Below are 7731 nucleotides of genomic sequence, written 5' to 3' on the forward strand. Positions count from 1 at the left end.
TTCCCGAAGACGTAAGACTAATCTCAATTAATGATCAAAATAATCAATCCGAAGTGAAATTGATTTGGAAAAAAGGTAATGATCAGCTCATTGAGAATTGTGTTAAAGCTATTCATGAATCTTATAAATTAAATTCTTAAAATTTTCTAAAATTAACATAATACACCTTATACGAAATGCAAAATATTATTTATTATAATTCATAGCCTTATCGTATCCTAAAAAGCCTAAGTATGCCTACTTGGGCTTTTTTAATGATTTGTCACGTTCCACGCCTAATTAGTGAGCAATGTTCCACGATTTTGTTCATACAAGTTAAACAATCTTAGTTAATCATAGGGTCTAAAAAACGACTTCAAAAGCCTCTTTTTTGGTGTTCTTCCCGCCAGTTTCCCTAAATTGCCTATAGTTGCCTAAAATTTCCTAAAGTTGCGTTAAATTGCCTAAAGTTGCCTTAAAACAGCCGCTAAATCACCTTAAAAACAGGCCGGAATTGCATATAATTGCGGATAATTGCATATAGTTGCAGATAATTGCATTGTTTCAGCTCCTCCCCCGAGGCAGTTGCATATAATTGCGTAAAATTGCACAGATTTAGACGGCAAGATGTGTATTGTAGGCCTACGGAATTTCATTCCTGTCCTCCACTACTTTTACCTTATTCGCCAGGGGGCTTAACGGTAAATCTTGCTCTACGAGGTCCCCAGTCGCTGCCGCGATTTTTAACACCAAAAATAAAGGGAATAGCTTATGTCTCTACTCACCATTGTTGAGGCTTCAAGAAAATTTAATATCGGTAGAACGACAATTTATAAAGCCATTAAGAAAGGTGAGATCACCCCTCAGTTAAACGAACTTGGTGTGCAGCAGATAGATCCCCTCGATATGATCCGGGTCTTTGGCCATCCTGGGAAGAAAGCTGTTTCAGGAGATACTAAATCCAATGTTTCTGTGAACAATGATGATCTTGTCCGGGAACTACGCTTACAGATCGAAGAACTGAAACAAGATAAGTCTTTCCTGAAACAAGAGATAGCCAGTGTTAGACGTGATTTTGATGACTTCAAACTACTGATAGAACACAAGCCAAAAACAGAAGTAGCTGAAACAGGTGAAACTGTAGCTAAACAGGATCAGAGCAGTTTTGGTGAACAGAAAAAACAGGGTGAGAAACAGCCCGAAACACCATCCAAAAATGCAAAACAAACAGATTTTGAGTCAAAAGAGCCAGCCAAAAAAGGTTTATTCCGCAGGCTGGTCGGTGAAATTCTTCGCTGAAAAATAGCTCAAATGCGCATTTTTTTAGCTTTTGATTTGAATATTGCAGAAACAACGACTTAAACAAAAGAAAAAGCCCTGAATGTCTTGCAACAATCAGGGCTTTCGCTTTATATTCAGCGGTACGCAGTTATTTGATGGTGGAACATCAAGTAACGAAGATCAGCAGAGCTACCAACTCGTGCAGATTTCACACTAAGGCTTGTACCTGAACTCTATTTTCACAATAAAAAGTGTTTAGTTCAAGACCTAAAATGATAAGTCTTCGTTAATACGTGTTTAAAACCATCAAATAAGCATCCTAGATCGAGCTTTGCCCGCTTCTGCGTGTCCGTTTCATACGGTCGGCATGTGGTGTGGGTGGAAGGAACAAGCGACGCTAGCGCACCACAGCGATTGTTTTAGAGGGATATAAGAATCTAAAGCAGGAGTTGCTACTAGGGGAAATCGACAAAGCAACAACGTCAGGAGTAGTTCAGGGACGCTTTAAATTGTATGTTGGGGAAACCCTCGCAGAGATAAGCCAACTGTTCGGTCTGAGAACGTGTCGATGCGGTGTGTGAATCGTAATCTCAGCCTATGTAGGAAAGCACAATTACCTACTGTCGTGGACGACCGATGCGTGGCTCCGTCAGCCCAAAATTGGTACTCGGCAATACTCTGAGGGCTTCGTCTTTTGACAAGCTCTTAGGGTGAGTATTGCCGAAACTCTCTCAACGTTCACCATCAGCCCAGAGGGCTTGCCCGAAGGCTGAGGTGATCGGGGAGAGAGTGAGAGCATTTAATAAGTGTTTTGTCTTTATAGCTTGTATAGTTTTACTTTACGACATGGTGTATAGTAAAACTATACAAAGGGTTAATTCTTGTGATTATAGATTTTAAACATAAGGGACTAGAAAGGTTTTTTAAAACAAGTTCTACAGCAGGTATTCAGTCAGTTCATGCAGTGAAGTTAAAAAGACAATTAACGGCTTTGAATGAAGCACAGAGCATTGATGAAATGAATTTCCCAGGCTGGAAGCTTCATCCTTTGAAAGGGAAGCTAAAAGATCATTGGGCAATTACGGTTAATGCAAATTGGCGTATGACTTTCATTTTTAAAGATGGTAACGCCTATATCGTAGATTATCAGGACTATCATTGAGGTAAATATGATGATGAACAATCCAGCTCATGCAGGCGAGTTAGTTTCCGAATGGCTAGATGGCCTTAAAGAAGAAGGACAAGCGATTACCGTTACAGAACTTGCTGAACGTATCCACGTCACACGTGTATTACTTTCTAGAATTATCAATGGTAAGGCACCGATCACAGCAGATGTAGCTTTACGTTTGCATGATGCTTTAGGGATCAGCGCAGACCTTTTAATGCGTGTTCAATCAAAGCATTCACTTTGGATGGAATCACAAAAACAACGTCCACAGATTCAGCCATTTTTTGTACAGTGTTAATTTTTATTTATGCAGAACATTCAAGATATAGCAGATTGTTTATTTAATTTGGAATCACAATCTTCAAAAGTCAGACTTAAAAAGGGTTCTAGAATATTTTTTTTATTTGATACGCATTTAGGTATCTGGCGTGAGCTTTTGCTCAAAAAGGATAGAGATGAATTGTTAGAACGGACTAGAAATTTTTGTGAGTTTTTAAAAGAAGAAGAAGTCCACGCCTATGGTTCTCATAAGAAAAAAGACAAATATTTACAACATGTTGAACACTATTTAATTTCACTCAAAGAATGGGATAAGAAATAGATAAAACAGCTTTAGATAGGTTCTAACAGTCGATCTTCGTATAAGAGATTTTATGTTAAATAATTTAGAGGATAGAAAAATTTAATATTGACTTTATATCGGAAAAAATAACGGCATTTTTTTTAAGTATATTTTGTAATATATTGATATTTATATATTAATATATTTTTTATTTCGGATTTTATAGCGTACAATTATCTTGCTGTTTTAAAGAGATTTACAACGTGGATATTACACCGATTGCTAGTACGTACTCACCAGAGCTAGAAGAGAAGTTATTCGAAATAATTCGCTTAGACGCGCAATTAGATTCAACTGTACCTAGTACTATACGAGATGCTATTGAAGGGTTATTACGTGTAGTTAACTCTTATTACAGTAATAAGATTGAAGGTAATCCAACTAAACCAAGTGAACTTTTGCATTTAAATGATGAATCTATTGAATATAAATCTAAAGGACTTTTGGAGATTAAAAGACACATTGAGGTTCAAGTTAAACTTAATTTGCAACACAGCAATGTTGAAGAAGTAACTTCACAAGATTTTATTAAAAAGATTCATGAAGCTTTTTATGAGCAGTGTGAGCCTTCGGAACTACAAATTTTAGATAGTGACGGTATAACTACTCATCAAATAGAACCTGGATGTTATCGTCTAACAAACGTTAGAGTTGGACCTCACACACCACCATCGCCAGAAAAAATTTCAGCATATATGTCATGGTTTTCTAATGCTTATAAAGTTAAGTACCTTCCAGGCATGAGTAAGTATTGGGCAATGGCTGCATCACATCACCGTTTAGCTTGGATTCATCCATTCTTAGATGGAAATGGTCGAGTTTCAAGGTTGTTCACGGATTGTTTTATGCGTGCAATCGGTTTAAAAAGTTATGGTTTGTGGTCTATGTCTAGAGGGTTTGCTCGTTCGAGTGAGCAATATTATAAGTATCTCGATATTGCTGATAGACAAAGACAAGGTAGTATGGATGGTAGAGGTATATTATCTGATGATGGACTAACACAATTTACAGAATATTTTATAGATGTTGCTCTAGATCAAATGACATATTTCAGTAGCTTATTAGAACCATATAAGCTTGAAGAAAGAATTAACGTTTACTTCCAATTAAGATTCAATGAAGCTTTATTTGATCATAAAACGAAAAAGCCATTAAAGAAATTGCCTTTAGAAGCGAAAGATATATATAAAACTCTTTTGCATAGTGGGCCACATTCTAGAAAAGAATTACAGGATAAGTTTCAGATTAGTGAGAAAAAATTGAGGGAGATCGTTCAAGTAATGGTTAAAGACCATCTAATATTTGCTCCTCCTAAACACAAATTGCAAGTTAGATTGTCTCCACATGCTGTTGAAGTATTATTTCCATATCTATTTCAATAAAAAAAAGCTCATTTATGAGCTTTTTTGTTTTTTATCTAGCTAATAAATTTTAGGAGAAAAATTTAATTTCTACTTGGTCAATGAAATCACTATAAAATTTAAAGCCTAATAACGCTAAAGTTACTGGATGATGATTTTCAATAGGACTTTCTAAATGCTTTGATGGTGGATTATACCACTCACCATTATTTTGCACTTTAATTGCTCTTGGATGAGGCATTACAGTTTCTTGAATCATAGGATCACCTTCATAATGAGAGAGGCTTCCATTACTTATGACCATTTTTTTTATGTAATGAGAACCTTTATGGGCGCTTTTATATGAAGTATGACCAGGATAAATTTCTGTGATTTCTTGGATTGAATGAGTATCTGCGTCACGAGCCTGTTTAAGATATCTAAGAAGCATATCCTTTTTACGCAATCGACTGAACTGTCCTTGCCAAGGTTGAAACTCATTTCTTTTGTCTTGGCATGCTCTTTCAGTTTTTGCCCAGACTTTCTCTAAGCACCCTAAAAAAAATCGCCAATTTCTCTCAAACTCTTCAAATGATTTTGAATTTTCCATGGCTTCAATACTAGATCTAGCCGATTCTAGTTCTGCTTTAGCTTGTTTTAGTGGTGTATTCTGCATTTTCTCTTATTTCATAAATATTTTATAAATTAATAAAGCCTTTTTTATTATTTTCAACTACTTAATTTTAGAGTGATTCTAAAGAAAATCTGAAATTAACATAATACACGTTATACTAAGCTGAAAAATAGGAACTTAAAGTTCCTGTTTTTATTGGTTTTTAATTTTTAAGCATGTTGCACGCTAAGCTTTAAATCAGAAGTACTCTAAGTTCTAAAGCCAGTTAGCTACTCCACCATGGCCAGAACAAGTGCCTCTCCTATTCAAACTAAAAGACCAAGTCCCATCTCTACACTTCGCTGTTGCATTAGAAGGCTGCTTATTTGCTTTCCGAGGACTTGGAACGTACTTCCCATCTACGTTCGTATAGCCTTTTCCTTGGTTTGAACTGATTCTTTTATTTTGAGTAGAGGGTTTAGGTTGCGTAATTAGGCCGGGAGAAGTCTTACGTGTATTTACCGATGATTTTACTGTGGGTGTATTTTCTTGCTTCCAACAATTTTCCGTGAAACATATCCCTGCTAAATCTACCCAATAAGGATATTCAATATCTGCTGAAATATTGGCTAGGTTCCCTGATGTATCAAAAATTAATACTCTAGTTCCCCTAGTTACATGATTAACCACTACTGATCGGTTTGGGGAGGAAAACATCTGCAGAATGTCTTTATTTACATACCCTACAATCTTTACTTCTAGCGGCTCTGGTACTTTTTGCAAAAGCTGATTTATAGAATCCTTTTCTTCTAAGAATACAGTTTCACTGGTTATTTTTTTATCTTGTGTTTTTAGACTTACTGATGGGGATTCTAATGAAACGCATCCGACATTGAAAATTGTTAAAATACATATAGATATAATTTTTTTTAAAGTTTTTTTGTTTATATCTATCATGTGAAGTTATCTGAAAATTAGATAGTATGGATTATTATTCACTTATTATTTTTGTCAAATAAAATCATTGTTAAATCTTAGTTATCTCTTAAGAACCTAAGTAATTTATATTCAACTTCGCTAAATAAACATGTCTTAATTTAAATCTATTTGCACTTATATATAACACCATAGAAATTGAGATTATTGAGAAGAAACAAATGAAAATGAACCTAAATAAAATTGAGATAATAAAAAACCCCGGCATCCTGCCGGGGTTTTTCATCGTTGCTGATTGTGCTGTTGTACCCTCTGGTCCATGTGCAATAACTTATAATTTTTGTTTTATGTTATGGAACATCCTGTTCCTGATGACTTGATCATAGGAAAATTCCAGTATTGCGGATAGCCGCAAAGGGACGAGTTTCATGTGCGCCAGGGCGTACAAAATAGCCTAAATTTTATCCCCAGCAATTGGGGATAATTTTGGAACCTGGATCCGCATGACATGGGCACTGATTGGTAAATTGATCATTTATTGACCAATATTCTTGGCCAAATGTTACAGATCCGCTTAAAAACTCACCAACTTATTACAAAAGCCAATTTTTGTGCGTTTTATGATCAGTCTGAAATTTTTAAGTAATTGATTTTTATATTAATATACAAGTGTACTTCGTATAAGCTCTATTATGTTAAATGACACTTAATCAATTAGTAAATCTATAGGATCTATAGAGGAGTTAGAAAATTTTCCAGTGTATTTGTCATAAGATTGGGCTGCTAAGCAAATCGCGACCATAGCTGTAAATACAATAATTTTATTCTTAATAGCCATTTTAAATTTCAACCAAATTTTATTCTGTTGAATAAAAGATATAAAAAATAAACCATCTAATCTAATATAGAAAAATCAACAATCTATCTGTTTTTGATATATGTTAACTTTTAAGCAATGTAATTATTTAATAAGTATCGTAGAAGAAGGGAGTTTTATTGCAGCTTCAGAAAAGCTATTTATTGCTCAGTCTGCCTTAAGTAGGCAAATCAAAAATTTAGAGGATGATTTAGGCTTTAGTATCTTTGATAGATCAGAAAAAAAAATAAAACTTACTCCTGCGGGACTAGCTCTTTATAAAGGTTTAAAGACCCATCTTGAGAACTTTAGTAATTCAATTGAGTTAGCTAAAAAGATTAGCCAAGGAGAAGATAGAACAGTGAGAGTTTGCCATTCCAGTAGTATTATACTGGATAAGAAAAAATTAAAAATTTTAGATGATCTATGTGAACAGTATAAAATTAATATAGAAATTAATACGGTATCTTCAGAAGCTCAAATTGAAGCAATATTAAGCGGTGACATTGATATAGGTTTTATTCGTCCTCCTGTCTATCATTCTTTAGATGAACTAGGTTCTATAAGCTTATATAAATCATCTTTATATGTAGCGGTATCCGCCTTTGATAAAAATTTTAATGATAAAACTATTGTAGATATAAGGGATTTAAAAGATTTAAGGTTCGTTTCGACCCCCCATGCTGAGCGTGGAGGTCTAAGTTATTTAGCATCTAATCTTTGCTTAAGTAGTGGCTTCTCGCAGAAAAGAGCAAGAATATCTTCAAGAAAATTGTCACAATTGGATTTAGTGGAAAATGGCTTTGGTATATGTATCGTACCGGAAGAATTTTCCACAGTCCTTCCCGAAGACGTAAGACTAATCTCAATTAATGATCAAAATAATCAATCCGAAGTGAAATTGATTTGGAAAAAAGGTAATGATCAGCTCAT

8 protein-coding genes are annotated in these 7731 nt (G+C 34.7%); 6 read left to right on the forward strand and 2 right to left on the reverse strand.

Features of this window, described 5'->3' with window-relative positions; translation table 11 throughout:
- Nucleotides 1-750: 750 nt before the first annotated feature.
- From AC1M9I_RS14250 to AC1M9I_RS14270, 5 genes are all read left to right on the forward strand, one after another.
- Nucleotides 751-1278 (forward strand): plasmid replication DNA-binding protein, encoded by a 528-nt coding sequence (locus AC1M9I_RS14250; protein ID WP_481611184.1) that lies wholly within the window; start codon nt 751-753, stop codon nt 1276-1278.
- An 865-nt stretch (nt 1279-2143) separates the two neighbouring features.
- On the forward strand, nt 2144-2422 hold the full coding sequence (locus AC1M9I_RS14255; RefSeq protein WP_407412092.1) for a type II toxin-antitoxin system RelE/ParE family toxin: 279 nt from the start codon (nt 2144-2146) through the stop codon (nt 2420-2422).
- 10 nt (nt 2423-2432) lie between these two features.
- Nucleotides 2433-2729, forward strand: a complete 297-nt coding sequence (locus AC1M9I_RS14260; protein ID WP_481611185.1) for a HigA family addiction module antitoxin — start codon at nt 2433-2435, stop codon at nt 2727-2729.
- A 9-nt stretch (nt 2730-2738) separates the two neighbouring features.
- A complete protein-coding gene (locus AC1M9I_RS14265; protein WP_481611186.1) occupies nt 2739-3032 on the forward strand; it encodes a hypothetical protein in 294 nt (97 codons plus the stop codon).
- 224 nt (nt 3033-3256) lie between these two features.
- Complete coding sequence (locus tag AC1M9I_RS14270) at nt 3257-4435, forward strand: Fic family protein (RefSeq protein WP_159373053.1); 1179 nt, start codon at nt 3257-3259, stop codon at nt 4433-4435.
- Between the two features lie 49 nt (nt 4436-4484).
- On the opposite strand, the gene AC1M9I_RS14275 is transcribed toward AC1M9I_RS14270, so the two are convergent.
- Both AC1M9I_RS14275 and AC1M9I_RS14280 read right to left on the reverse strand, forming a co-directional pair.
- Nucleotides 4485-5069 carry a hypothetical protein gene (locus tag AC1M9I_RS14275; protein WP_481611187.1) on the reverse strand — a complete coding sequence of 195 codons (585 nt, stop codon included), beginning with the start codon at nt 5067-5069 and terminating at the stop codon, nt 4485-4487.
- 213 nt (nt 5070-5282) lie between these two features.
- Complete coding sequence (locus AC1M9I_RS14280; RefSeq protein WP_481611188.1) at nt 5283-5963, reverse strand: DUF3761 domain-containing protein; 681 nt, start codon at nt 5961-5963, stop codon at nt 5283-5285.
- A gap of 917 nt (nt 5964-6880) precedes the next feature.
- Here AC1M9I_RS14280 and AC1M9I_RS14285 point away from each other — a divergent pair.
- Nucleotides 6881-7731, forward strand: an 851-nt coding sequence (locus AC1M9I_RS14285; protein ID WP_481611189.1) for a LysR family transcriptional regulator, incomplete at its 3' end; no start/stop codon positions are given.

It is taken from the genome of Acinetobacter sp. ANC_7553, from assembly GCF_056779895.1.